At 56.1% G+C, this 26,377-nt stretch carries 20 protein-coding genes; 12 read left to right on the plus strand and 8 right to left on the minus strand.

The window, feature by feature from the left end; genetic code table 11:
• The first annotated feature begins 33 nt into the window (after positions 1 to 33).
• Entirely contained in the window at positions 34 to 1,689 is a 1,656-nt protein-coding gene (recN, locus tag JIN85_RS12375) for a DNA repair protein RecN (protein ID WP_200271132.1), read from the plus strand.
• A 38-nt stretch (positions 1,690 to 1,727) separates the two neighbouring features.
• On the opposite strand, the gene JIN85_RS12380 is transcribed toward recN, so the two are convergent.
• From JIN85_RS12380 to JIN85_RS12390, 3 genes are all read right to left on the minus strand, one after another.
• Positions 1,728 to 1,868, minus strand: coding sequence for a hypothetical protein (locus JIN85_RS12380; RefSeq protein ID WP_200271134.1), 141 nt, complete (start codon positions 1,866 to 1,868; stop codon positions 1,728 to 1,730).
• Between the two features lie 74 nt (positions 1,869 to 1,942).
• Positions 1,943 to 4,498: an ABC transporter permease gene (locus JIN85_RS12385; protein ID WP_200271136.1), complete on the minus strand. Its 2,556-nt coding sequence runs from the start codon at positions 4,496 to 4,498 to the stop codon at positions 1,943 to 1,945.
• Position 4,499: 1 nt separating this feature from the next.
• Positions 4,500 to 5,228, minus strand: a complete 729-nt coding sequence (locus JIN85_RS12390) for an ABC transporter ATP-binding protein (RefSeq protein WP_200271138.1) — start codon at positions 5,226 to 5,228, stop codon at positions 4,500 to 4,502.
• A gap of 14 nt (positions 5,229 to 5,242) precedes the next feature.
• Between JIN85_RS12390 and JIN85_RS12395 the strand changes: the two genes are divergently transcribed.
• Complete coding sequence (locus JIN85_RS12395; RefSeq protein WP_234047399.1) at positions 5,243 to 5,887, plus strand: arylesterase; 645 nt, start codon at positions 5,243 to 5,245, stop codon at positions 5,885 to 5,887.
• Positions 5,888 to 5,901: 14 nt separating this feature from the next.
• On the opposite strand, the gene JIN85_RS12400 is transcribed toward JIN85_RS12395, so the two are convergent.
• Positions 5,902 to 6,219: a cupin domain-containing protein gene (locus tag JIN85_RS12400; protein ID WP_200271141.1), complete on the minus strand. Its 318-nt coding sequence runs from the start codon at positions 6,217 to 6,219 to the stop codon at positions 5,902 to 5,904.
• Between the two features lie 301 nt (positions 6,220 to 6,520).
• Here JIN85_RS12400 and JIN85_RS12405 point away from each other — a divergent pair, with 301 nt between their 5' ends.
• From JIN85_RS12405 to JIN85_RS12430, 6 genes are read left to right on the plus strand one after another with little or no spacing between them, the layout of a single operon-like run.
• Entirely contained in the window at positions 6,521 to 7,504 is a 984-nt protein-coding gene (locus JIN85_RS12405) for an AAA family ATPase (protein WP_200271143.1), read from the plus strand.
• 12 nt (positions 7,505 to 7,516) lie between these two features.
• Entirely contained in the window at positions 7,517 to 8,410 is an 894-nt protein-coding gene (locus JIN85_RS12410) for a DUF58 domain-containing protein (RefSeq protein WP_200271145.1), read from the plus strand.
• A gap of 8 nt (positions 8,411 to 8,418) precedes the next feature.
• Positions 8,419 to 8,928, plus strand: coding sequence for a DUF4381 family protein (locus tag JIN85_RS12415; protein WP_200271147.1), 510 nt, complete (start codon positions 8,419 to 8,421; stop codon positions 8,926 to 8,928).
• A complete protein-coding gene (locus JIN85_RS12420) occupies positions 8,925 to 9,941 on the plus strand; it encodes a vWA domain-containing protein (protein ID WP_200271149.1) in 1,017 nt (338 codons plus the stop codon). The genes JIN85_RS12415 and JIN85_RS12420 overlap by 4 nt, the downstream gene beginning before the upstream one ends.
• A 3-nt stretch (positions 9,942 to 9,944) precedes the next feature.
• Positions 9,945 to 11,900 (plus strand): VWA domain-containing protein, encoded by a 1,956-nt coding sequence (locus tag JIN85_RS12425; RefSeq protein ID WP_200271151.1) that lies wholly within the window; start codon positions 9,945 to 9,947, stop codon positions 11,898 to 11,900.
• A 2-nt stretch (positions 11,901 to 11,902) separates the two neighbouring features.
• Positions 11,903 to 14,350: a BatD family protein gene (locus JIN85_RS12430; protein ID WP_200271153.1), complete on the plus strand. Its 2,448-nt coding sequence runs from the start codon at positions 11,903 to 11,905 to the stop codon at positions 14,348 to 14,350.
• 75 nt (positions 14,351 to 14,425) lie between these two features.
• Here the strand turns inward: JIN85_RS12430 and dinB are convergent, their stop codons facing one another.
• The 3 genes from dinB to JIN85_RS12445 are packed head-to-tail and all read right to left on the minus strand — an operon-like array spanning position 14,426 to position 16,717.
• Complete coding sequence (dinB, locus tag JIN85_RS12435) at positions 14,426 to 15,475, minus strand: DNA polymerase IV (protein WP_200271155.1); 1,050 nt, start codon at positions 15,473 to 15,475, stop codon at positions 14,426 to 14,428.
• Between the two features lie 10 nt (positions 15,476 to 15,485).
• Positions 15,486 to 15,884, minus strand: coding sequence for a YkgJ family cysteine cluster protein (locus JIN85_RS12440; RefSeq protein ID WP_200271157.1), 399 nt, complete (start codon positions 15,882 to 15,884; stop codon positions 15,486 to 15,488).
• A 20-nt stretch (positions 15,885 to 15,904) separates the two neighbouring features.
• Complete coding sequence (locus tag JIN85_RS12445) at positions 15,905 to 16,717, minus strand: peptidoglycan recognition protein family protein (protein ID WP_234047400.1); 813 nt, start codon at positions 16,715 to 16,717, stop codon at positions 15,905 to 15,907.
• A 29-nt stretch (positions 16,718 to 16,746) separates the two neighbouring features.
• Between JIN85_RS12445 and JIN85_RS12450 the strand changes: the two genes are divergently transcribed.
• A complete protein-coding gene (locus JIN85_RS12450) occupies positions 16,747 to 17,766 on the plus strand; it encodes an ROK family protein (RefSeq protein WP_200271159.1) in 1,020 nt (339 codons plus the stop codon).
• A 121-nt stretch (positions 17,767 to 17,887) separates the two neighbouring features.
• Positions 17,888 to 19,702, plus strand: coding sequence for a Na/Pi cotransporter family protein (locus JIN85_RS12455; protein WP_200271160.1), 1,815 nt, complete (start codon positions 17,888 to 17,890; stop codon positions 19,700 to 19,702).
• Between the two features lie 13 nt (positions 19,703 to 19,715).
• On the opposite strand, the gene JIN85_RS12460 is transcribed toward JIN85_RS12455, so the two are convergent.
• Entirely contained in the window at positions 19,716 to 21,416 is a 1,701-nt protein-coding gene (locus tag JIN85_RS12460; protein ID WP_200271162.1) for a hypothetical protein, read from the minus strand.
• 381 nt (positions 21,417 to 21,797) lie between these two features.
• On the opposite strand from JIN85_RS12460, the gene smc reads away from it, so the two are divergent.
• Both smc and JIN85_RS12470 read left to right on the plus strand, forming a co-directional pair.
• On the plus strand, positions 21,798 to 25,571 hold the full coding sequence (gene smc / locus JIN85_RS12465) for a chromosome segregation protein SMC (protein WP_200271164.1): 3,774 nt from the start codon (positions 21,798 to 21,800) through the stop codon (positions 25,569 to 25,571).
• 163 nt (positions 25,572 to 25,734) lie between these two features.
• A complete protein-coding gene (locus tag JIN85_RS12470; RefSeq protein WP_200271166.1) occupies positions 25,735 to 26,298 on the plus strand; it encodes an elongation factor P in 564 nt (187 codons plus the stop codon).
• Positions 26,299 to 26,377 lie beyond the last annotated feature (79 nt).

Genomic DNA, 26,377 nt, shown 5'->3' on the forward strand with positions numbered 1-26,377 from the left:
CTTGCATAATCGCCCTGCCTCAGCAAACCCCAGATGCTCTCCCTTCTCAAAATCCGCAATCTCGCCCTGGTCGATGAACTCGTCTGGGAACTCGGCTCCGGCCTTATCGGCGTCACCGGCGAAACCGGCGCGGGTAAATCCGTCATCGTCGGCGCACTCAAACTCGTTCTCGGTGAACGCGCCGATAAATCCCTGATCCGCACCGGCGAAGACAGCTGCTCGGTCGAAGCCATGTTCGAACTGAGTGACGCTTCGGAAATCAACGCCATTCTAACCGATGGCGGCCTCGATCCATGCGAAGACACCCAGCTGATCATCCGCCGCATCATCGGCACCAGCGCCAACCGCCAGTTCGTCAACGATTCACCCGTCACCCTGACCCTGCTTAAAAAACTCGGCGAGCATCTGGTCGATCTCCACGGCCCGCATGATCACCAGTCCCTGCTTTCCACCGAGCGGCAGCTGGCGATGCTGGATGCCTATGCCGGCAATGAAAAATTGCTCACCGCGTATCGCTCCACCCATCGCATCTGGCGGGAAAAATCCAACGAACTGGAAGAACTCCGCAATGCCGAAAGTGCAACGGAGCAAGAGCTTGATCTGCTGCGGCATCAGGTCGACGAAATCGATGCCGCAAACATTCGCCCGGAAGATGAGCAGGATCTGGAAGACCGCTGGCGCCGGGCGTCGAATTCGACGCGCTTGCTCGAATCCGCCTCCGAGTCGGTGGCCATTCTGAACGGAGAAACCGGGATTCTCAGTCAATTGGGCGATGTCCAACGTCTGATCCGCGACCTGGAAAAGCTCGATCCTTCGGTGAGTGATCGGGTCCAGTCCCTGCAAACCGCAACTCTGGAACTTCAGGACCTTGAAGCGACGCTTACGGATTATTTGGACGAACTTGAGATCAATCCAGAAGAGGCCGCCCAACTCGAAGAGCGGGTGAATTTGTTAGAATCGCTGAAGCGGAAATACGGTCCATCGTTGAGCGATGTGCTCAACCGCCGGGAAACCGCGGCCAGCCGACTCGACAACATCGACAACCGCGGCCAAAAGCTGGAGACCTTGCAACGCGAGGTCGATGCAAGCCGCCAGGAACTCGAAGAAGCGGCGAAACATCTCACCGCCGCACGCCGCAAGCATGCGCCGCGGTTGGCCAAGGAAATTTCCTCCCAGCTGAAGGACCTCGGGTTCAAACAATCCAGTTTCGAAGCCCCGATCATTTCGCTTTCCGAGCCGTCGCCCCATGGACTGGAAGGCATTGATTTCCAATTCGGTCCCAACCCAGGCGAACCGCTTCATCCATTGCGGCACATCGCCTCATCCGGTGAAATTTCACGAGTCATGCTCGCGGTCAAATCCGCGCTGGCGGATCAGGATTCCACGCCGTTGATGGTGTTCGACGAAATCGACGCGAACGTCGGCGGCGAAGTGGCCCGCGCGGTAGGCCGCAAAATGGCAGCTCTCGGGACACGCCACCAAGTGGTCGCCATCACCCACTTCCCCCAGGTTGCGGCGACCGCCGCTCACCATTTCGTGGTGGAAAAGGAAGTCACCGGTGGGCGCACCCGCTCCAGACTCTATCCGGTTCACGGCGAAACCCGCATTCAGGAGTTGGTCCGCATGTTAGGCGGTGGCGGTGAACAAGCCCGCGCGATGGCTTCGTCACTACTGCATTCGTCGGAGTGACATTTTGATCATACCGACCAGGCAAGTCGGCGATTTCCTCAGTGACTATCGACTGTCACGGGATGCACCGCTTGCCTCGGTTGGGAATAGACGGTCGTGATACGGGTCACGACCATTCCTAACAAAATCGCGGCGACCATTCGCAACAGCCAGACACAAGCATTCTCGGGATCCTTCATACTCTTCGATATGCCGATACCGATGAGATTTGGATGAGAACATGAGAATCAAGTGACCCTATCGTCACAATGGCTCAAACACCGCTGCGGAGAATCTCCAGCGGCGAGGTTTTGTTCACCCCGCGGCCCAGTAAAATGCCGCCGAGAATCGACAGGCCGGTGGTCACTGCAAACGCGGCCGCGAGAATCCAAAAATCCGGCCATGGCGAGGCCTTGAATACTCGCGTCGCCAGCACCGCATTCGCACCAACTGCCAATGCCAGGCCCGTCACCGCTGACAGAAACCCAAGCGCCGCATACTCGATCAGCAGAATGATCCTGACCTGCCGGGCAGAAGCTCCCAAGGTCCGCAGCAACACGCTTTCACGCACTCGCAGATCCCTGCCATTGAGAAAGGTTCCGGTTAAAATCGGGATCGCTGCCAGCAGGGTAAATCCCGCAAGAACGGAAATCACCTGGGAAATGCCATCCACGATTTTACGAATCGTCTCCAGCACCACCGCCAGATCGATCGCTGTGACGTTGGGAAATCCGCGCACCAGTTCACGCTGCAAATTCCCAGAAGCAGCGGCATCCGGCGCTTTGGTTGTCACCACATGAAATCCCGGCGCATCGGCCAACACATCCGGTGTGAACACCATGAAAAAGTTCAGATTGAACTTACTCCAATCGACTTGGCGGATGCTGGTAACCTGAGTTTCGATCGGCACGCCTTGGACATCCATGGTGATCGAGTCGCCAACTTTGACTCCCAGATCCTTGGCAATGCCTTCTTCCAACGAAACCGGGGCCGGGGCATCCGCTCCATCGCGCTGGGTTTTCCACTCGCCGTCCATCAAGGTCTCGGTCGAGTTCAATTCAGTCCGAAAAGTGGAGCGAAATTCACGCCGCGCCAACCAACGAGGGACTTTTTTCTCCTTTAACAAATCCTGAACCGGAATGCCACGGATGGACGCGATCCGCATGGTGACCATCGGCGCGCTTTCCAGCACCGGCAGTCCCTGGTTTTTGACAACCTCGCGAACGCCGGGCTCTTGATCCGGCTGCACATCGATCAAATACAAATTCGGGCTTTCCGCGAGTTGGGACACGGAAAGTTTCCCTTTCAACAAGTTCCCTGTCAGCAGAATGGTCACCAGCAGAAAGGTTCCCAGCCCCAGCGAGAGCAGGAACAACACCGTCTGGTTGTGCGGGCGATGCAAATTGGAAATCCCTTGCCGCAAGAGGTAGGGCCAGGATGGACGAACCAGTTTCCGCGAGAGCCAGGTCAGGCATTTCGCGACCAGCAGCAGCACCAGAAAAGCACCGGCCAAACCAGCCACCATGGCCAGGGCGCGTTTCCAATTGGAATCCCCGGGAATCGACAACAGCACCAACAATCCGGCCAACAACAGATAAACCGGCGTCGCCGCCAGCCAATTCCGCCCGGCCAACATGGCCCCGCCGCGCAAGGTTGCCGCCGGCGAAATCCTCCGGATCTTGAGCAACGGGATCAGCGCGAATCCGCAACATACGCCAAAGCCCGCAGCGGTGGTTTGCAAGACCACTCCCCATTGAGGAGCGATTGGAATTTCAAAGGGCAGATCTCCTGCGAAAAAAGTCAGAACGCTGACTTGCAGGCCGATGCCAACCGCAGCGCCTAACAACGCACCGATCAGCCCCAGAACAGCCGCTTGGATGAGATAGATCCCAAAAGCCACATTTCCCGGGCATCCCAAGCAACGCAAAATGGCAATCACCGGCACGCGCTTGTTGATGTGGGCATGCACCGCACCTGCCACACCAATCGCGCCCAGGACCAGAGCCGCTAGTGCAATGATGGCCAGAAACCGCTGAAAGTTGTCCAACGCGTCGCCCAAATTCTGCTGCCGATCTTCCGGAGTTTCGAGTCGCCACGGCGCATCCGCGAAATCTTCCTGCAGCTTTTTCTTAAGCGCCACCGCGTCAGTTCCGGCTGGCAGTTTCAGCTGCATCAGGTGAGTGCTCATGCTCGCCACCCCCATCAATCCGGTCGCTTCCAGCTGATTCCTGCCTAAATACACCTCCGGCGCAAAACCGCTGAAGCGACTGCTCTGCGGAGCTGGATCGGTCACCACACCGAGGATTGGCAGCTCAGCCGATCCCAGTTTGACCGTATCGCCAACTTTGACGCGGAATTGATCCAACAACGCCGGCTCTAACAAAACTCCCTTTTCCTGCTGGATTTTTTGCCAAGCTCCGGCCGGCTCCGTCTTCACTTTCCCATAAAACGGGAACGCACCATCGATTGCCCGGACCTGGACCAATCGCGCGCCATTGGTGGATGGGAAGAACATCATCGAAGACAGGCTCGTTTCCCGGCTGGAACGAGTGGCATAGCGGTTCAGCTTCGCCGCATCCTCATCACGGATCGGTTCCCGCGAGGAAACCATCAGGTCCGAACCGAGCAGCGATTTCGCCTGAGTGTTGATCCCCTGTTGAACACTTTCCTTGAGGGAATGAATGGAAACCAGCGCTGCGACGCCTGCCACAATGGCTAGCGAAAAGATCACCAAGCGAGCCCGCTGGGAACGGCTATCGCGCCATGCCATCCGCCACGTCCACGGATGCAGCAATGCTGCGATGGGGTTGCGCGGAAGTGCTGAATTCATTTCAGAGTGCGCCATTTTCTTCCTCGGAAATGATGGTTCCTGCGCCCATTTTGATCACGCGACGAGCCTTCGCCGCCAAACCTGGATCGTGTGTCACCAACACCAGCGCCGTGCCCGCCTCGCGATTCAACCGGAATAGCATATCCACGATCGGCGCACTGGTTTCAGCATCGAGATTTCCCGTCGGTTCGTCCGCAAAAAGGATTTTCGGCCGATGAATGAAGGCCCTGGCCAATGCCACGCGTTGTTGCTCGCCTCCGGAAAGTTGGAGTGGGTAATGACCCAAGCGTTTTGACAGGCCGACATCGCCCAAAATCGCTTCGGCATCCTTGCGACGCCCGGTTTCCCCGCGCAGCTCAAGTGGGACGAGGACGTTTTCCAAAGCCGTCAGGGTCGGGATCAGTTGGAAATTCTGGAACACGAAACCGACCAAGCGATTCCGCAGCGCGGCTCGGGCATCCTGGCTCAAGGCCTCAACCGCCTGACCATCTAACAAGACAGAGCCGGCACTTGCATCATCCAGCCCGGCACAAAGCCCCAACAACGTGGTTTTTCCACTGCCGGATGGTCCGATGATCGCGCAGGTATCACCCGCCGCCAGTTGGAGATCAATCTCCTTGAGCACGGTGAGTTCGCGATCGCCGCTGCCGTAGGTTTTCCGGAGTCCCCGCACTTCCAGCACCGGTCCTTGTTTTCTGCCGATTTCGGGATTAGATGAGGCTGATGACATTGGCGCGCTTTTTCATGCTTTTTCTCATTCTGGGAATGAACGGCAAACTCTTAGCCCAAGAGAACCCAAAAGCAAATTCCACGGATGCAAAACCGGCTCCAGGTCGCATCGTCATTCTTGGCGATAGCATCACCGCGGGTTACGGGCTTGATCCTGACGAGGCTTACCCCTCGATTTTACAGGAAAAAATCAAGGCCGCCGGGCTGAACTACGTGGTCGTCAATGCCGGTGTCAGCGGTGACACCACCGCCGGAGGCCTGCGCCGGGTCGCGTGGGCGCTCGGATCAGGGGCGGATGTGCTGGTGATCGCGCTGGGAGGAAACGACGGCCTGCGCGGAACCCCTCCAGCGGAAACAGAAAAAAATCTAGATGACATCATCAAAAAGGCGAAGGCCAAGCAGCCGGATATCAAGATCATCATCGCTGGCATGCAGATGCCTGCGAATTTCGGCCAAGATTACGTGACTAAATTCCGGGATGTGTTTCCCAAAGTCGCGAAAGACAACAATGCAGGGCTGGTGCCGTTTTTGTTAGAACATGTCGGCGGCATTCCCAGCCTGAACCAGGCGGATCGCATCCACCCGACCAAGGAAGGACAGAAACTTGTCGCCGAAAACGTCTGGCCCACCTTGGAAAAAGTTCTCAAATCCGGCAACTAAACGCGGAATCCCCCTCACCCGACCGGATAGGCGGGTGGCGAGTAGACGGTGAAGGCGACGGCGGATTCCTCACTGTAGTTGAGAATCCGGTGACGCGATCCTGCGGGGATGATGAGACTCTCGTTACGGCGAATGATGATCGGGTGATCCTCAATTTCGGCGACCAATTCGCCCTCAATGATGAACAAGGTCTGTTCGCTATCCGGATGGACGGACGGACGCTTGGAGCTGACGCCTCCGGGTTCGAGACGCATGACCGCCGTTTGGCTGTGACGACGGGTTTCAAGAATGCGGAAATCGCTCTTCATCTTCGGCAGATCAATGGCGTGCATGGCATTTGGGTTTTGTAGTTTGGGACAGATTTTATGGGTTTTCCACTGCGAATCATCGGGAAAGATCGAATGGGAAGCTGTCAGTATTCCTGCTTTTTTCGAAACAAACCATTCAAAAGAATGAAGGTTTCAAATTTATCTGAATGATCAAATTTTCCGGATGTTACAATTTTGATCAATTCCTCTCAGCAATTTGCACGAATTCTGCCCATCGTCCCGCTAACCATGTGGCTGTGTCTTTGGCTATCCGGCTTTGTCGGTTGCAACAAAGCACCGGCATGTCAGAATCAACGCGAAATCGATGACTACCGAAACTTTGCAGGAACATATTGCGGCAACAAGCGGCTGGATCCAGGCCGTTAAGGATGAAATGAGTCAGGTCCTCGTCGGCCAGGAAAGGTTGGTGGACCGGCTGTTGGTCGGCTTGCTGTGCAACGGCCACATCCTGCTCGAAGGTGTCCCTGGACTCGCCAAAACCCTTGCCGTGAAAGCACTTTCCGGCTCGCTTCACGCCAGTTTCGCCCGCTTCCAGTTCACTCCTGACCTTCTCCCTGCTGACTTGGTGGGAACCATGGTTTACCATCCGCAGGAGGCGAAATTTGAGCCAAAGCTCGGACCGATCTTCAACAATTTGATTCTGGCGGACGAAATCAACCGCGCCCCGGCTAAAGTGCAATCCGCGTTGCTGGAAGCGATGCAGGAGCGCCAAGTCACTCTCGGCGACCGTTCTTACCCGCTGCCCCAGCCTTTCCTGGTATTGGCGACCCAGAACCCGATCGATCAGGAAGGAACTTACCAACTGCCCGAAGCGCAGCTCGACCGCTTCCTGCTCAAAGTCACCGTCGGCTACCCGACCAAGGACGAAGAACTGACGATTCTCGACCGGATGGCGACTTCAGTTCCGCCTTACAACACCAAGACAGTCGCAACGCCTGAGCAGGTCGCCGCCTCCCGCGAGCTGGTAAACCAGGTTTACCTCGACCCATCGGTCCGCCAATACATCGTGCAGATCATCCACACCACGCGCTTCCCGGTGCATGTCGATGCTCCATTGAAAAATCTCGTCCGCGCCGGTGCTTCACCACGCGGAACCATCAACCTGGCGCTGACCGCACGTGCACGCGCCTTCATGCAAGGTCGGGCATTCGTCACTCCACAGGATGTCAAGGACATGGCGCTCGATGTTCTGCGCCACCGGATCCTTCTCACTTACGAAGCTGAAGCGGAAGAAATGACCACCGATACCATCATCGAGCGCATCCTCGCCAAAGTTCCCGTCCCTTAATCTCTACGAACGATGCTTTCCGAGCAACAGATCGAGGAAATGATGAGCCGGGTTCGCAAGCTCGAGCTCAAGGCCAGGCGTCTGGTTCGCGAGTCATTTTCGGGCGAATACCTCTCATCCTTCCGCGGTCAGGGGCTCGATTTCGACGATTTCCGGGAATATCAACACGGTGACGAAGTCCGGTTTATCGACTGGAACGTCACCGCGCGGATGAACCAACCGTTCGTGCGCAAATTCCGTGAGGAGCGTGAACTCGCGGTTGTCATCGCCGTCGATGTTTCCGGCTCAGCCGACTACGGCAGCAAGAATTTCAGCAAACGCGAGCTGGCCGCGGAAACTGCCGCCGTTTTGGGATTCAGCGCGCTGCAAAATGGCGATAAGGTAGGCCTACTGCTCTTCGCTGAAGAGACCGAGCTCTACATTCCTCCGGCAAAAGGCAGCCGCCACTTGCTGCGGATGATTCGTGAAATCCTGGTCGCCAGGCCGAAGAGACAAGGCACTTCCATCGCGGAAGCCTGCAACTTTCTGGTCCGGACACTCAGCCGCAAGTCCTTGGTGTTCATGATTTCCGATTTCTATTCGGACCCGCTTGACAAGCCTTTGGGCAAGCTTTCGAAAAAGCACGAAACGGTGGCGTTGCAAGTCTCCGATCCGCTGGAAGCCCGGCTGCCGCGAGCGGGCAAGGTCGTCATGATCGATCCGGAAACGGGATTCGAGACGCTGGTCAACACCAACAACCAGAATCTCCGCAACAGCTATCGCCGCCTGATGCAACGACAAGCCGAAGGCGTGGCGGCAATTCTCAAGAAGCACGGGATTGATTCCGCCTCCCTGCAAACCGACGAGGACATGCTCCCAGCCCTGCACCAACTCTTGAAACGCCGGAGCCGCAAACGCGCCCGATAATTTATTTCATGGAAGAAAAAACGCCAGATCTCCGCTTGCTGGAGCCAGTGTCACCGGAGTCGTTATTGCCGGATGCCTCCCCGCCTGTTTGGCCCTTGATCGCTGCCGCCGTCCTGATTTTATTGCTCATCGGCTGGCTGATTTTCCGCAAGAACACCAAGGAGTCCGCAGCGGTTATCAATCGCCGCAAAGAAGCTTACGAGAAGGCGAAAAAAGCCATCAGCGGGATTAAGGTCGAGCACGCCCGGCATGCGGCCATCCAGGTTTCGCTCATCTTGCGGCGTTATCTTGCGGAAGCGACCAATGATCCCGCTTTGTTCGAAACCCATGAGGAGTTCGTCACCCGCCGGGATAGCCTTGAGCGCCTGACTCCAGCCGCCAGATCTGCCTGCGGTGATGGTTTCCAACAATTAGCGGCGTTGAAATACGCACCTGAGGTCCCGGACGTGGACCCGCAAGGCGTCGTCAACGATGGTGCTCAACTTCTCGAAACCATTCACGCCGGATTCCGACCATGAACGCGTTCTTTGAACATTTTCGATTTTCCCAACCCTGGTGGTTGTTCCTGCTCATTCCCGTCGCGTTCCTGCCGATTTTGCGCCGGGGCCGCGGTGCTGAAGCCGTAGTGACCTTCCCCAATCTCGGAGTGCTGGTCAGCCTGGGTCGGCGCGTCCGTCAGTCCGCCTGGAGTTATGGCTTTCCTCTGGCAATTCTCGCATTGACCGCCGCGGTTTTGTCGATGGCACGCCCGGTTTGGCGCAATGTTTATGAAAGCCGGATGGCGAGCGGCATCGACATCATGATCGCCTTCGACGTTTCGCTTTCCATGGACATCGACGATTTCCGCCAGAATGGGATGCCGTTGAAGCGGATCGACGCGGCCAAGGAGGTGGTGGACGATTTCATCAATCGCCGGACTGATGACCGCCTGGGCCTGGTTGCATTTGCCGGGCGGCCTGTTTCCGTAAGCCCGATCACTCTGGATCACGATTGGGTCCGCGCCGGCTTGAAAAACCTGAAACTGAATGATGACCGTGAAACCGGTTCGGTTCAGGAACAAGGCACAGCCATTGGCTCCGCCATCGCGGCATCCGCCACGCGACTGGATGAGCGGGAATCCGCGAGCAAGGTCATCGTTTTGATCACCGATGGCGCCAGCAACTCCGGAAAAATTTCCCCTTTGGAAGCAGCAGAACACGCCAAAACCCTGGGCATCAAAATCTACACCGTAGCGATCGGCACCAAAGACGGGCGGGTTTCACGTGGAATCCAACGCTTTCCGCGGCAGGAATTTGACCTTCCGACTCTGAAGGAAATCGCCCGGAAAACCGGCGGTGAAGATTACTGGGCGCAAGACCTGACCGCGCTTCAGGATACCTTCAAATCCATAGATAAACTGGAGAAAACCGAAACCAAGAGCTTCACCACGATCGACGACATCGAGCTCTGTTCTTGGTTTACCGGAGCGGCAGTCCTGCTGGCGCTGCTTGCCGCCATGCTGATTACCTTGAACCCGCCACCTTCTGCCTAATCCATGTTGACGCTCGCACATCCAGCCTGGCTCCTCTTGCTCCTGCTGCTTCCGCTGTTTGCAGTTCTGGCACTGTTGGTGTTTCGCCTTCGCAAACGTCATTGGGATGCCTTCGTCGCACCCCGGCTGCGGGGAGCGCTGATTCGCCGCAGCAGCAGTATTCCCCGCTGGGTCTCGCTATTCCTGCTTCTCGCTGGCAGCGCCTGTCTCATCGGCGCGCTGAGTCGCCCGCAAGGTGATGCCGGAACACGCACCGAAACCGCCCAGGGAAGAAACGTGCTGATTGCCCTCGACTTGTCGCGCAGCATGCGTGTGACCGACGTCAAACCGGATCGACTCGGCCAGGCAAAGGTCATCATTTACGAGCTGTTGGAAAAACTGAACAACGACCGCATCGGACTGATCGGATTTGCCGGGCAAGCCAATATTTATGCCCCTCTCACTGTCGATCACGAAGCCGTTCGCGAGACCGTCGAGCAAATCGATGAAACCTGGCCACCTGAAGGAGGATCGAATCTCACCAAGGCACTTGAGCTTTCGATCAAAACTCTCAAGCAGACAGGCCAGAACAACAACACGCTCGTCATCCTGAGCGATGGCGAGGAAAACGAAGGTGAGGTCGACTCACTGATTCAGGAAGCTGAACGCGCCGGTGTTTGCATATTCTCCATCGGGATCGGCACCGATGACGGTGGTTTCGTGCCAAATCCCGATTATCCGAACAATCGAATGCTGGATCGGAATGGTCAGCCGGTGCTCAGCGTGCTGCATAATGAAGTGATGCAAAAATTAGCAAACGGCACCAATGGCCGCCATGCCATCGCAGGAACCGGTGCCAATATTCCGGAAATGGTGGCGGCTACCGTCGAGCAGATGGATACCTTCGAGCTGAAAGGCCGCGAGCGCCGGGTGATTGTCGAGTATTACCAGTGGTTGCTATTTCCCGGCATCATTTTCCTGATTCTCTCGGTCGTCCTCGGCACCCGCTGGCGTGCCTTGAAACCCCACACCATGACCGCAACCGCCGCCTTGGTTTTTGGACTGCTTTTCTTCAGCAACCAACCCGTCCGGGCAGATGAGGTGAAGGATGCCAAGCAAGCCTTGAAGCAAGGCAAGCTCAAGGAAGCTCAAAAGGATTACAAAAAGCTGGCCGATGAGTCCACAAATCGGGAACAGGCTGCGAAATTTCGCGTGGGTGAAGGCACAGCGGCGTATCGAGGAGATGATTTCCGTTCCGCACGTGGCGCATTCAGCCAGTCGCTATTATCGGACGATCCAAAGGTCCGCGCCGGTGGCCACATCGGCATGGGCAACACCTTGTTCCAGCTAGGTTGGCAAGGGCTGGCAGACGAAACCTATCCGGAAGAATCCCAACAGCCGCCGGATCTGAATAAATTCAAAGAGCTGGTGCTCAAACGCTTGGCCGCGATGCAGAAAAGTGATCTGCAGGATGAGGGCGACACTCAGGACTTCATCCGGATCGACTCACTGATGGCGAACTGGGCAGATGCCATCCGCCACTACCGCTCCGCGCTCGACGATGATCCGGGCAATGCCCGTGCTCGTCACAACAGCGAAACGACCATGATTTACCTGAAAAAACTTCAGGAAATTCTGAAGGAAGAGCAGGAAAAGGCGAAGCAAGCCATGCCTCAAATCATTCCCGGCCAAGGGCCACCCCAGGAAGGTGAAGGTGATGATGGTGATAACCCCGATGGCGAGAATGGAAATGGAGATCAGGAGGGCAATCACGGCAAAGGCGATAAACAATCCGACAAAGACGGCAACGGCGATAAGAAGAAAGACGATAAAGACGGCGAGGACGGTAAGGACAAGGGCGATCCCAATGAGTCCGCCGAAGAACGGGCCCGTCGTCTGTTGAAAGAAAACTCCGACTTAGAAAAAGGGCCGCTAAACCCAGGCCGCTACAGAGAAAATTCTCCCGAGAAAGATTGGTAACGATGATCACACGAAAACTCCATATTCCGTTCCTGCTGCCGCTTCTTGCCGTCAGCTGGGTGGTATCCACGCTCGCCAGCGCGGAAATCACGACCGACATCTCCACTCATTTCCTCGCTCAGGGAGAACAGGGAATTTTTGAAATCCGCATCTCTGGAGGTGACCCGGATGTGCCGCCAGTCGTTCCCAAAATACCTCAGGTTGGATTCCGTGCGATGGGCAGCGGTAGGATTCCCGGACGCAACCGACGCAATCTGGAATACGTCTTCCAATATGGCATCACCAGCTACACCAACGGCACCTATACGATTCCGCCGATCGAAATCAGCGTCAGCGGTGAAAAGCAGCAATCCAAGCCGATCGAGTTCCAGGTATTTGATCCCAACACCTTACCATGGGCAGATGCCGAAGTGAACGGTCATTCGTTCCACTACGCTGCCGCATTCATGTCGCTCCGGGACCACCCGTATCTGGGCGAAACCATGATCAGTGAGATCAAACTCTACGTACCGAGTGATCTCGCGTCGGTTGTTCAGGATTGGGGCGTTCCAGAGTTCAAGCGGGACGGGGTCGCCGCCTGGCGTTACCAGCTTTCTGAAATGCCGAGCCAGATCAGCTTGCGCGGGGTCGAATACCGTGGACGGACCTACCCAAGCACCATGACCGCCACCCGGACCGGGCGTGTCGAAATTGGCCCTGCAACCGTTCGTTTGACGACGGTCCAGCTCATGATGGATCCGTTCGCACGGCGGAGCTACGAACCGGTAACGCTGGACATCCCTACACTCGCACTGGACGTCGTCCCGCTTCCCGAAGGTGCACCTGACGGATTCCGCAATGCCATCGGAGATTTTTCGATCGCTGCCACAACCACCCAAACCGAGCTGCATGAAGGCGAGCCATTGTCCGTGGAACTCACGGTCACCGGCAGCGGAAATCTGGATACTCTGCAAGCCCCTGAATTGCAGGACAGCGACGGATGGAAAGTTTATGACGCGGTCAGCAATCAACGTGGCGATGAACGCCGGGAGCTGAATGGCACCGTAACTTATCAGCAAATGCTCCGCCCTTTGGAGCTCAAGCCATCGATTCCCCCATTCCGGTTGGTTTATTTCAACCCGAGCACTGCCGAATATCAAACCGTCACCACCCAGCCCATTCCGCTAAAGATCCTCCCATCCACCAATCCCGGAGGCACGCTGGCTGGTCCACCCCAGGCGCTGCCGATGCCCGTGGAGCAAATGTCGGACATTCTCGGCCTGATCAAGCCAGCCCAACTCACCATGCCGGGTGGTCTTTCGCTGCCCGGATGGAGTCTTCACCTGATCGGAGCTCTGCTCACTCTTGGTCTGATCGTTAAGGCATCATGGCACAAGGTGGCATCGAAACTGCAAACTCATCCGGATACCGAGGCGAAGAAGAAAGAACTGCAACAACTTGACCGCATGAAAGATACCGACAGCTTCGGATTTCTCAAAGCCGCCGGAAGCTTCGTGGAGCGCTGGCTGGGCAATGTCCAGGAACCGGAAATCCAACAGATTCTTGCCGAGCGCGATCAGATTTGCTTCCGCGCGGAAAAGCCAACTGACGCCGAACTTTCTTCATCGAGAAAATCAGAGATCGTCAAACAGCTGCGAAAATTCGCTCTAGCCATCGCGCTTCTGTTTTTAGTCGGAGCTACCGTCCAACCTGCAAATGCGGCGGAATCCGTGAGCGACAAGGCTGCTCAGGCCTACAATTCCGCAGATTATCAGGAAGCCATCAAACTTTGGCTCGGCGCGGGCGATTACAAATCTCTCAGTGCCGACGTTCTGTATGATATTGGCAATGCTTGCTATCGCCTCGGTTCGCCCGGAAATGCCGCACTTTACTATCGCCGTGCCCTGAATCGGGATGCCACTCACCCGGAAGCTCAACAAAATCTACGATTCATTGAGCGGAAATACGGGGCCATCACCGTTCACCATCAGCAATTTCAATATCAGCTCTCCAAAGTCTCTCTCAACACCTGGAAGGGCACCTTCTGGCTTGGTATCTGGCTCTGCATCCTGGCCATTCTGGTATTTCCCGCCACCCAACCGACCTCCAAGCTGCGTATGGCCGCGATCCCTGCATTCGTGATCGCCCCTCTGCTCTTCCTGATTGGTGCCGTTGGTTGGAAATATTATCCAGATGAAGCCAAGTTTGCCCCCATCGCTGAACAAGCCGTGGTGGTCGACAAGGACGTCGTTGCTCACACCGATGCCGCACGCACTTCACCTACCGTGATTCATGCCCCTCCCGGATCGCTCTGCCGAATCCTGCACCAAAGCGGGCGCTGGTCCTACGTGTCCTTCGCCACCCAAACCCGCGGCTGGGTGATCACCTCATCTTTGGAAAAAGTCCAATCGGACAAAACTCCGGAGCCGCCGAAGATCAATATCTCGGCACCTGACGGCAGCAATGCATGAGCAGTCCGGGTCGTGCTCAATCCGCAGACCTGAAACACATGGCGCTGGCGGGCTCAACCAAACAGCCCCGCCGCGCTAAGCGAGTCCCTCAAACAAATCGAGTTGTTCTTCGTCTTTGCGATCCGCGAAGCGAACGCCAGCTCCGATCAAGCGCACCGGGCGTCCCCGTCCCCGTTTCCACGCTTCAGCAGCCAGCTCTTCATAGATCTCCGGATCCGGAATATTTCCCGCACGTTCTGCCGTAGTTCGCTCGAAATCGGCGAATTTCAGCTTCACGACCAACGACCTGATTTCGCGATCCGAGTGCTTCAGCGAAATTTCTTCAACCACCTCCGCAATGAGGCGGCGCATCGGTGGGATCAGATCCTCAAGCGAAAGCAGATTTTCAGCAAACGTCCGCTCACTGCTCACCGATTTGCGGGTTCTTTCCGGGGAGACGGCTCGGTCGTCGATCCCACGGCACAGATTCCAAAGTTCGATGCCCCATTTGCCGAATAAGCGGGCGAGTTCCACCTTCTCGAATTTCTGCAAATCGGCACACGTTTCGACTCCCATTTCAGCGAGTTTCTCGCGCGATTTTTTGCCGACTCCCCACAGTTTGCCGACAGGTAGGGCAGTCACAAACGCAGAAAGATTTTCCTCGGTCACTTCATACTGGCCGTTCGGCTTGTTCCAATCGGACGCGATCTTCGCCAGCATCTTGTTAGAGGCAATCCCGGCGGATGCGGTCAATCGGGTTTCCTCCCATATCTGAGCCCGGATTTCCCGAGCAATCGCCGCGCTGCTAGTCGATAAGTGAGAAACATCCAGGTAGGCTTCATCCAATGACAACGGCTCGATCAATTCGGTGAAACGACTGAAGATCGATCGAATCCGCGCGCTTGCCGCCCGGTAGAGCTCGAACCGAACCGGCACGAGAATCAGATGCGGACAAAGCTCGAGTGCCTTGAAAACCGGCATCGCCGAGCGGCACCCGTATTTCCGGGCTTCATAGTTCGCCGTGGTAAGCACGCCGCGGCGACTGCTGCCTCCGACAGCCACGGGTTTTCCGCGCAGCGACGGGTTCTCACGTTCCTCGATCGCTGCGTAAAAACAATCCATGTCGATATGGATGATCTTCCGCACCTGGCAATTGCTAGACCGGATCGATTCCCGGCGCCACTCGCGGAACCGGAATTGCTTCACAAACTTCGCGCCAGCCGGGGAAATTCCATTTATTCGGGAATCCCCCGCATTGGGAGGGCTTCACCGCGTGAATGCGACACGAATTGCCATCTAACATGATGCACTCGTGGTTCTCTTTTTCGAGCAACGAGAGCCCCTGGCGATTCGTTCTCAGCCGGGTGTAACGGGAAATAAAATCCATTTCCGAAAGCTGCAAATGCTGCGCGATGGGGGCGATTTCATCCTCTTCAATCCGCACATCACCCGGCCATTTGCAGCACGCGGTGCAGCGCTGGCAGACATAAAAAACGTCGGGATTCAGTTCGGTATCGCGGTTGCCCGGGCTTCCGCAGGAATCGACATGAGACATCTCACGAAAAAATCCGATGCTCAGAGTTTTTGATAGTAAAAGTTCACCCGACCGAGAAATGCCTGCCACTTCTTCCCGGGCTTGCCATTATCCATCAGGAAATGCGGGCAGTTTTTGTTCGGCGGATTCTTTCCGTTGCGTGGCCAATGGTAATGCGGCACGACGTTTTTCAGCGGAATGTTGTTCTTTTTCATCAACACCGCAGTCAGCTTGGCTGTCCGGTCGATAGTCGCGGCCAAATTTGATCCGCGTTGTTCGCACATTTCGATGCCGATCGAATAGCGATTGCCCGGGCCATCGAAATCCGCGTGTTCGCCCTGTTCACTGGTGGGCATGTGTTGAATGGCGACGTGATCATCCACCGTGAAATGCCAAATGAGGAAACCGATGCGGTTGCCGCCTTTCCGGATCGCTGAGCGCAGCGCTCCACGTTTGAGGGCGAGGGCGTGACGTTCTGCATCCGCCGTGTAGTTCTGGGTGCTGTGAATCGTGATGTAGCGTGGAATCATCGGCCGGACCACTTTCCGCCCATAAGTTCCGGCCGGAACCATATCCACCTTCAAATTAACCTGCCGCATCATCGCCGCCATCGATGCTGGCGAGCTATGAGTCGCCGAGACGGACTTCTGCTTCGACCAGCTGTCACTCGTGCCCGATGGCGGGCCAAGTTGTTGGCATTGCAGAGTTAATAAAAGAAGCGGGAAAAGGAGGAGGCAAAGTGTGAAACGTCTCACCATGGTGTTGTAACATGCTTTCTTCAGATCCGCGAATCGAAATTTTACAGATCCGTAATAATGAGCCGTGGCCTTGACAGTCCCGAGGCGGAAAAACATGATTCGTTAAACCCTGAAACAAACATCTAATGGCAGATCTTCCCTCCTATTTCGTCGGCCTTGACATCGGCGGCACCACCGTAAAAAGCGTGATCGTCAATTCGAACGGGGAACAGGTCGGAGACCTTGTCGAGGTGCGCAGCCATGTGAAAAACGGCTACGAAGCGACCTTTGCCCAACTGGACAGCGCTATTGATCAACTCACCGCCAACGCAGGCGTCACCAAAGAAGCGGTGCGCGGCATCGGACTTGACGTTCCAGCACCTAGCAGCGATGGCGTGATCTGGGGGCGTGCCAATTTAGGCGACGATTGGGTCGGCACTGACATTCGTGGCAAATACATGGAGCGCACCGGCATTCCTGTTTTCATGACCAACGATGGCAACGCAGCGGCTCTGGGTGAATACGCACTGCGGCTCAAGCACCTCGGCAGCCTCCTTCTGATCGCACCAGGCACCGGCTTGGGTGGCGGACTCGTTCTCCCGGGCGGTCGCAGCTACGAAGGTGCCAACGGCCTGGCTTTGGAAGTCGGTCACATCAGCGTGCCATTTCGTGAAGATGATGGCGAACTACCTCAATGCTCCTGCGGCTTGAAGGGTTGCGCCGAAGCTTGGGTTTCTCTCGTCGCCCTGCGTCGCCGCGTCGGTTTGGAATTGGCAAAACCTGAGAATGCCGACCATCCGCTCAATCAAGGTGATACCACGATTGAAGAAAAAGCATTCCAGCTGCGGGATTACGCGGCAAAGGGTGATCCTCTGGCGGTTGGTATCTTCAAGCAACAGGGTTTCATCCTCGGCTATGCGATTGCCGATCTGGTGAGAGTCTTCGATCCGGGCTTGGTTGTCATTGGCGGCGGACTCGCCGAGACCTCTTTCCGCGATCTCTACATGGAATGGATCATGGATGGCTTCAAGGATCGCGCCTGGCCGGTCTACCTGCGCAGCCCGCTGGATCCGGAAAAAATCACCACCCAGTTCCAGTGGGCAATCGGTGGAGACGCAGCTGCAGCCGTGGGCATGGCCTATACCGCTCGCGAGCTTTTCCAGTAATCCTGGAATTCCCCTCGCCTTTTCGCTCGGTTTAAAGATGCCCCATCACCCCATGGGGCATTGATCCGATTGAATATCTGAGAGTAAAAAGGGCGTTTTTTCTGGTCCCGTCACGCGATTTGTGACGACTTCGTCACGCGTCATGCTTGTCCTCGCCTCTGTCCCGATTCACGTAGTCATCCTCGGTTTGCTCCAGGTTCTTGGAGCTCTCGGAGTTTTCCTGTTTGGCATGAAAATCATGTCGGAGGGAGTCCAGCGGGTCGCTGGCAAACGCCTTCGACTTGCCCTTGCCGGCCTTACCACCAATCGCTTCAGCGGCATCGCCACCGGATTTTTCACCACATCGCTGGTCCAATCCTCTTCTGCAACCACGGTTCTGGTCGTTTCCTTTGTAAACGCTGGCTTGCTCACTCTGGTTCAATCGATCGGGGTCATCATGGGCGCGAACCTTGGAACCACGGTCACCGCTTGGATCGTGGCAATGGTCGGAAAGTTTGATGTATCCAGCGTCGCTCTGCCATTGATCGGAATCGGCCTCCCTTTCCTCTTCATCGGCAAGAACAAGGGAAAAAGTTGGGGCGAGACGCTGCTTGGATTCGGGCTCGTGTTTTTCGGCCTCGGACTGCTGAAGGACTCGGTCCCGGATCTCCGGGAACTGATCAAAACCGACCCTGGCACCGCAGAAACCATCCGCAATGTGGTCACCTGGATGGGTGGGCGCGGGATGGCATCCACACTACTCTATCTATTCGGCGGCATCATTCTTACGCTGATGGTCCAATCGTCATCCGCCGCGATGGCCATCACCATGACCTGCGCTCTCAACGGCTGGCTGGGTGACGTCGGCGATCCAATGCTGGTGTTCCGGAATTCAGCGGCAATCGTGCTTGGTGAAAACATCGGAACCACCGTCACCGCTTGGCTTGCCGCTCTGGGAGCCAATGTGAACGCCCGGCGTGCAGCGCGTGCCCACTTCACCTTCAACGTCATCGGCGTGCTGTGGATGTTGATCATTTTCAAGCCCTTCACAATGATGGCGTGGCATCTTGCAGGCTACCTGCAGGACCATTTCCCCTCTGCAGCTGGAGATGCCCATAAATCGGAAATCGGATTCGCCACTGCCATTTTCCACTCCGCATTCAACTTTGCCAACATCTGCCTGCTGGTTGCATTCATCCCACAGATCGCCAAACTGGTCGAATGGTGGGTTCGCGATAAATCGCCGCATGCGAGCGATGTCCGCCTGAAATACATCTCCCAAGGTCTGGTCGATCTGGGTGAGCTGAATCTTGCAGAAGCCGAGACCGCAACCAAGCGGATGAACACCATCACCTCCCAGATGTTCGATGGATTTGTCAACGTGCTGAATAATCCGCACGAAGACCTATCATCGGAAGTCGTCCGACTAAAGCGAATGGAAGATGACTGCGACCTGCTTTTGCACGACATCACCTCCTACCTGATCCAGTGTTCCGCGCGCGAAGTTGGTCCCGGAAATGCCGATCAGATCACCTCCATGCTGCGCATTGTTTCAGAGCACGAGGAAGCCTCCGACCGGATCTATCGCCTGGTCAAAGTCGTTCAGCGTAAATACGAAAAAGGCCACCAGTTTTCAGATGACCGCCATCGCGAGCTCAGTTCGCTTTGCACCCAGGTCCGCGCAATCCTCGACCTCTGCACCAACGCGCTCTCCGGCGTCACCGCCGAAATGTTCGAAAACGCCAATCGCCTGGAAGATCGCATCGATCAACTCCGCAAGCAGCACAACAAGAGCGCAATGCGCCGCATGCAATCCGAAGGCGAGGTGCCAACGGAAATGCTTTATACCGAGATCAACAATCACCTCGAAGCCATTGGCAACCACGCTCTGAACGTGATCGAAAGCGCCCAACGCTCCAAAGAATCCAAATCCTACGTTCGCGCGGACGACGATTGATTCCTCGCCATCGTCACCGGATAGGAAGCGTTTTCAGCCGCCTTTCTGTCCGTCTTTCTTCGATCATGCGCAACTGTATCAGGCTCACCTCTTCGAGAGCAGCATCTCGGGTTTTGGTTTGATCTGGAGTTTTGGATTTCTCAGCAAATGCCTCCAAGGCATCAGCCGCTTTCGGTTGATCCAGTCCGAAGAGATAAGAGCTGGCAGTGATCGATTCCCATCCATCGGCCTGGAGCTGATCAATTGCCCTATCCATCCATACCGGATCGTGCTTAGCCGCGAGCAAACGCCAAATCCACTCTGAGCCCGCCTTTTCAACAAAAGCGTCTGTGATCAAAACCTCATCTGCGTCGGAAACTCCTGCCAGGTAAGCACAAACCGACTTCCAGAAAGAACTTTTCCAAGGCTGGCCAAGTTGCTCTATCATGGCATTCTGCCCCTCCTCCACTTCGGCCAATTGGATCAGTAATGTTTTCCATGGTTGCTCTGGCGTCTCCGCAATCTCATCCGTGACGCGCAATAGGTGGACCAACACACGAGCGATACTGGCCCGATCTTCTGGCAAGCTATCCTTCCACAGCTCCGCTAGTTCGTTAGCTAAAGCCTCATGATCAGTCGAAGAATCCGCCAACTTGCCATCTGGTGAAACCGGTAGTGAAAATGGATCGTCGTTCGCTCCTAGTCGTCTTACTGCAGGCAGTAGAATCTGTTTTCTCCAAGACTCGCTTTCGCTCTCAAACAATCTTGCCTTGAGTTCACCGGCTTCAGAATCCGACATGACACGAATTTCCTGAAACCAATCATTCCATCGTGAATCTTTCTGTCCCAGCAACGAGAAATCAGCTTTCGACATATGGATGAGAGCCGTGAACCTGTCTGTTCGACGATCGAGCAACTCCCAGAGTGCAGCCTGGAAATCAACCTCACCCGCTACAGCTTTTTTCGCTAAAATATCTACAGCGACCCAATGCCGTGACCACCTTGGATCTTGTTGAGTAGCCTCATCCTGCGGATCAGGCAACTCTGGGATGATGCATTTCAAAAGCTCGTCCGGCTGACTCGCAACAGGACTTGCGCGCAGTCGCTGTTCTTCCGCCCAACTGGAAATCCACTCAAGTCCATCAGCCTCATCGCTCGCCCTGTATTCCTTTTCCACCGCGGCGACCTGATCGAATAATTCGATCGCTTCGGCATTCCGTCCCGCCTGCCGGGTGAATTCGGCGCGGAGGTAGGCAAATATCCGTTTCTCATCCTGGCTCGGCCAGTTGGCGCTCGCCGCTTGTTTCAGCTCAGCAATCAGTTTTTCCAGTTCAATTTTTCTCAATTCCTGCTGCCAATCTTCAAGCGTGCCATTTTCCTCCTGGAACGCTCCAATGGCCTGGAGCCTCCTGCTCTGCATTAACTGTCGACGCTCGTTGGTTGGTAAAAATTCGCCACAGGTTCGCGCCCATAACTCGTCGAACCACTGACTCCGCCGAAATGCTTCCTCATGCCCAGAGATCGCATGTTTCTCCGCTTCACTCAGATGCAAGGCCGGGTGATCGAGAAATTCTCGCAGCTTGGATTTTGTTTCCTGATCGACCGATTCCCAATCGCTTTCGCTTCCCGCGAAAAGATCAGCCGGACAAATAGTTACGCTACCATAGAGGATCGATGGATTGTCGGAAAGATCACGCGCTGCAGGTCCATAACGGGAATAGCTGCACAAACCCATAAACACCGATTCTGAACCACAAACCGGGCATCTGTGCATCATAGGCTTCAAAACGGTCGCACTCGCTTTGACAGCCAACAGAACCACCGAAATCGAAACGAAAATTATCCGCAATCTCCCGATCCGTGGGCTTGAAATCATCGATTCAGACTAGGACACCGAAGTCTTTGAGCAATATCAAAGTCGCAGACCTGTCCGATTCTGCAGATTATTTCGTGGTTCTTAATCATCGCAACATACTATATCTACCACCATAACCCTCCGTATCATACCACATTTAGTCGTTTCCGCTCTCTTTCGTTGCGAAGGCCCGAAGTTTCGATACACTCCGGGTTGCCCGTTTTTCCCTCGCGGGCTGAACCTCTAACCTTCCTGTCCGGCATGTATCTGAAAACACTGGCGATCCACGGCTTCAAGTCGTTCGCCGACAAGACCACCTTTGAGTTCGCCAAGGGCGTGACCGGCATTGTCGGTCCGAACGGTTGCGGCAAATCGAATGTCGTGGATGCAATCCGCTGGGTGCTCGGCGAAACTTCCGCCAAGGCATTGCGCGGTGGAGAAATGGCTGACGTCATTTTCAACGGAACTGAAAAACGCAAACCGCTCGGCATGGCGGAGGTCACTCTGACGATGGCCGATTGCGAAGGACCTCTGAAGGTCGATTTCAACGAAGTTGGCATCACACGCCGGGTTTTCCGGGATGGCCGCTCCGAATATCGGATCAATAACACGCTTTGCCGCCTGAAGGACATCCATGACATGCTGATGGATACCGGGATCGGCCGCACCGCCTACTCGATCATGGCTCAGGGCCAGATCGACCAGATTCTTTCGTCGAAACCGGAAGAACGCCGGGCGGTTTTCGAAGAAGCGGCAGGCATCACCAAATTCAAGCGCGAGAAAAAGGAAGCGTTGCGCAAACTGGAATACACCGAGGCCAACCTGCTGCGGGTGTCCGATGTTTTGGCCGAGCAGGAGCGCCGGATGAACTCGCTCAAGCGGCAGGTTGCCAAAGCCCGCCGTTATCAAGCACTGGCAGCGGATGTCCGGGTGCTGGACACCCACCTCGGTCACAAGAAATTCGTCGAGCTCACGGCTGAGCGCGATGAATTGCGGAACTCGATCCGTTCGTTGGAAGTTCGCGATACCGAGTTGGAAATGCAGCTGCCGGCCAAGGAGGAAGCGGTGAAGGAGGCCCGCGCGGCTGCCCGGCTTTTCGAAGGCGAACTGGCTGAACTGCGGCAACAACTCAACGAACATCGCAACCAGCTGACTTCCGCGGAAGGGCGCATGGCCTTCAATGAGGAGCGCAAAACCGAACTGGAATCGCGCATTCGCCAAAACCACGAGGACATCGCATCGACCCGTGAAAAACTGGCGCAGCAGGAGTTCGAAGTCGTCGCCGCAAACGAAGCGCTCGACCAATTGAACCGCCGCATCGCCGAGCAAGAGTTGCAGTTGGCAGAACAGGAAAGCCGGACTGCCTCGACCCGTGAAGATCGCCAGCGGATCGAGTCCGCATTGCGCGAAACGCGAGGCGAAGCGACGCGTGCGCAAACCTTGATGGCGACGATGCAGGCAAAAATCGAATCCGCCATGGCCCAGCTCGAGGGCAATCGCGAGCGCGCCCGCCAGCTGGCCGACGAAGAACAACGGCTATCGCTGGAACTCGAAGAATGCCGCGCTGAACAATCACGGATTGCCAACGAAGTCGACGAAACCGGATCACAGCTTTCAGATCTGGAAGATGCGTTCCAGGCCGCAGAGCAGGCATTTCACGATACCCGTGGCGAATTGGAAACCGCCCGCGCAGCTGCCACGGAATCGAATAAAGTTTTGGCCCAGCGCTCCGCCCGGCTCGATGCGGTTCGCCAGTTGGTGGAAAGTGGTGAAGGTTTTGAAAAGGGAACGCAGAATGTGCTGAAAGGCCTGGGCAAACCGGATGATTTCAAACCGGGAATCCACGGCGTCCTGGCCTCATTCATCGAGGCGGACAATGCCTGTGCTCGCGCAATCGAAGCCGCTTTAGGCAGTCATTTGCAAGCAGTAGTGGTGCAGGATCAGGCCATTGCGGAAGCCATCATCCAACGGCTCACGGAGGAAAAACTCGGCCTCGCAGCAGTCCTTCCGGAGTCATTTGTGGGTCGCGCCGACGGCGTGAAACCCAACGCCTGCCCTGCGGGGGCTGTCGCATGGGCGCTGGATCGGGTGAAGTCCGATTCGCGAATTTCCAAGGTCATCGAGAAGTTGCTCAGTGGAGTTTTGGTCGTGCCGGATATGGCGGCGGCGATGAAGCTTCGCGAATCACAAGCGGGCGTGACGTTGGTCACCTTGGCCGGTGAACTCATCGGCAGCGAGGGCATCGTTCGCGGTGGCGCGGCCGCTGGTGGCAGCACGTCGGTGTTGGAACAGCAAAACGAAGTGCGCGCCCTGGAAGCGGAGGTCACGGATTTGACCGCTGCAGACGAGGCGGCCCGGGCACGGGTTGCAGATCTGGAAGGGCGTCAGGAGCAGCTGCGCGAAGAAGTCGAGGTGTCACGCGAGCGCCTGCAGCGCCAGAAAGTTGAACTTTCAACGCTTCAAGGCCAACTGAGCTTGGCCACGCGTGAGGTGGAGAATTTCGATACGAAAATCGAAAGCATTCACCGCGAGCGCGGCGATCTGGACCATCGGGAAAAAGCAGCTGCCGAGAGCCGTGAGCATCTGGAAACCGAACTGAGCTCGGTCCGCGAGCGCCTTGAAAGTTTGGAAGATGAGGGGCGCCGCCTGCAATCGGAAGCCGATTCAGCAAGCAGCCGCGAGCAGGATTTTGCCGATGCCTTGAATGAACTCCGCACGGCCTTGGCGGTGGAGCGCCGAGCCAAGCAGGCTGCTGAGGAGCAGCAAAAGCCGATGGAGTCACGGCTTTCCGAACTGCGGGAAATCGCGATCCGCCGCGAAACGGAAATCGCATCGTTCGATCAACGCATTGAGGCCGCGATCGCCGAAAACTCACGGCTTCTGGAGGAAGTGGAAACCCACCGCTGCGAATCAGAGGACTTGCAGGTGGAAATCAACTCGCGTGCCGCTGGCCGGGCCGAGTTGCTGGAAAAAATCGAACAGGCTGAAGCCTCGCTTGCCAACGTTCGTCGCGATCATTCGCACGTCAGTGAACAAAAAGGTCGCGAGGAAGTTGCCGTGACCAAACTGGAGCTGCGGATCGAAAGCCTCACCTCCACGATTCTTGAACGCCATCAGGTCGAGCTGGCACAATTCGAGCCGGACGCACACGCGCTGCTTTCCTCGATCGCTTCGCAAAAAGCGTCGCAAGCGCGCGGTGGCCGTCAGCAGGTTTCAGATGATGATTCGGATGAGGAATCCAGTTCCGACTCCCCTGGCCCGACGGTTGAAAGCGTGACCTTGCCGGGTGAAATGACCGGCGAGCCGGATTGGAATTTCGTCGAGTCCATCGTCGCGGACATCAAGCGCAAGCTCGACTCGATGGGCCCGGTCAACCTGGACGCGATCGAGGAATACGAGGAACTGGAAGAGCGATTCAATTTCGTCCGCAATCAACACGACGATCTCGTAACGTCGAAAACCGAATTGCTGGAGGTGATTGAACGCATCAACACCGAAACGCAGCGGCGTTTTGCGGAAACATTTGCCCAGGTGCGCGAAAACTTCCGGGAAATGTTCAAGGAGCTGTTTGGCGAAAAAGGCCAGGCCGACCTGACCTTGCTTGATGAGTCCGATCCGCTGGAATCCGGCATCGAGGTGATCGCCAAGCCGCCCGGCAAGAAGCTGCAATCAATCACCCTGCTCTCCGGTGGGGAACGCTCGATGACCGCCGTGGCGCTCCTGTTCTCGATTTACATGATCAAGCCAAGTCCGTTCTGCGTGCTGGACGAGCTTGATGCGCCGCTTGACGAATCGAACATCAACCGCTTCGTCAAGGTGCTGGACCGATTCATCGACAACAGCCAGTTCATCATCGTCACCCACTCCAAGCGCACCATGGCGCGCGCCGACGTCATGTATGGCGTGACGATGGAGGAATTCGGAGTTTCCAAACCGGTCGGCATGCGCCTCACCCACGAGGATGCCGCAAAACCGATCGTAAAAGGCGAAGCCAAAACCGCCGCACAACGGGCCGCCCTCCGGCTCGACGCCTGACATTCTCCAGACAGGAGAGGGAAAACGGGGATGGAGTGTTTGATCCGGGTGGATCGCACTCCATCCCCAATTTTTTCGCACTTTGTTTCATCCCTTGCCCTGTGCGGATTCTTCAGGCTTGCTTCCGGCGGCACGCCGCCCTACTCACTCCTTCCCCGTAACCATGGCTAGCACTCCTATCATCAACCTTCGCAAGGGACACGCCGTCCGCCACAACAACGAGGTCTGCCTCGTGATCGATCACGAACTCAAGACCCCTCCACGGATGGCATCCTACGTTCAGATGTCGATCCGCAGCGTTGCCACCAAAAAGGTATTCAACCTCCGGTTGACCTCCAACGATTCGATCGAAGGCGTGGTGCTCGAGAAAGTCCCTCACGAATATTCCTACAAGGACAGCAGTGGTTACCACTTCCTCAACCCGGAAACCTACGAAGACATGCTGGTGTTCGAGGATCTGATCGAGCCAGTGAAAAACTATCTCATCGACGGCCAAGTCTACACCCTTCTGATTGCCGACGGCATCGTGGTGTCGATCGATCTTCCGCTCACCATGACCATGACGGTTGCGGAAAGCTCCGAAGGCGTCAAAGGCGACTCCGCCAACAACGTCTACAAACCAGCAACCATGGAAACCGGCCTCGTGGTTCAGGTTCCATTGTTCATCAACGTCGGCGAAAAAATCAACGTGAAGACCGAAGACAATTCCTACCTCGGTCGTGCATGATCTGAGATTCGAATAATTTTTTTTGGTTTTCGTCTGAAAAGGCAACCCTTCACCGGGTTGCCTTTTTTGTTTTTCGTGA

Source organism: Luteolibacter pohnpeiensis (assembly GCF_016595435.1).
Taxonomy (GTDB): domain Bacteria; phylum Verrucomicrobiota; class Verrucomicrobiia; order Verrucomicrobiales; family Akkermansiaceae; genus Luteolibacter; species Luteolibacter pohnpeiensis.